Genomic DNA, 1002 nt, shown 5'->3' with positions numbered 1-1002 from the left:
GACGAGATGGGTATCTGTGTACTAAATGAAACAGCCAACTGGGCTAGTGACGGTGGCCCCAAACTCGATTCCGAACACTTTTGGAAAGAATCGAAAGAACATTTAAAGCGCTTTGTTCTACGTGACCGTAACCATGCTTCTGTTTTTGGTTGGAGTATCAGCAACGAAAACAAACCCGTTATCCTACATGTGTACAACCGTCCCGAATTAATACCAGCCCAACAAAAAGCATGGGAGGAATGGCGCGACATTGTACGCCAGTATGACCCTACCCGCCCTTGGATTTCTTCTGACGGAGAAGATGACGGTAATGGCATATTACCAGTAACAGTAGGACATTATGGAGATACCAATTCCATGAAAAACTGGATTAGTATTGGAAAACCTTGGGGTATCGGCGAACACAGTATGGCTTATTACGGCACACCTGAACAAGTATCCAAATATAACGGGGAACGTGCCTATGAATCACAAGAAGGACGCATGGAGGGACTGGCTAACGAATGTTACAACCTCATAGCCAACCAACGCCGATTGGGAGCCTCATACAGTACTGTTTTCAATATGGCATGGTATGCATTGAAACCATTACCACTCGGTAAAAAAGATTGTTCTACAGCCCCGTCTGTCAATGAAGACGGAATTTTCTTCAGCGAATATCGTGAGGGAATTCCGGGCGTACAACCTGAACGTATAGGTCCCTATAGCACTACATTCAATCCTGGCTATGACCCGACTCTGCCACTCTATCAAGAATGGCCGATGTACAGTGCATTACGTGCCGCAAATGCTCCGGGAGAACCTGCTTGGTCGCCTTATGCTGTAATCAACAAAACGCAGTACGAAGCCATTAAATCCGAAAGCATGATTGAGAATTATAAAGAAGTTGTATTCATAGGAAATCCTACCGGCAAAATAAAACAACTTTTGGATGCCCAAGGAGTAGTCTTCACTTCAAAGATTACCACTCCCGCCTCACTGCTTTATATTATAGACGCAAGT

1 protein-coding gene is annotated in these 1002 nt (G+C 44.7%); it reads left to right on the top strand.

Annotation, left to right across the window (positions count from 1 at the left end):
- Window positions 1-1002 (top strand): glycoside hydrolase family 2 TIM barrel-domain containing protein (locus AB5935_RS26655; RefSeq protein WP_368327941.1); only part of this gene is annotated, 1002 nt, incomplete at both ends.

This window comes from Phocaeicola sp. RTP21198st1_B8_RTP21198_201120, from assembly GCF_040929485.1.
GTDB classification, from domain to species: Bacteria; Bacteroidota; Bacteroidia; order Bacteroidales; family Bacteroidaceae; genus Phocaeicola; species Phocaeicola dorei.
Note: the sequence above shows the minus strand (reverse complement) of the source record. Positions and strands in the feature narration are given on the sequence as shown.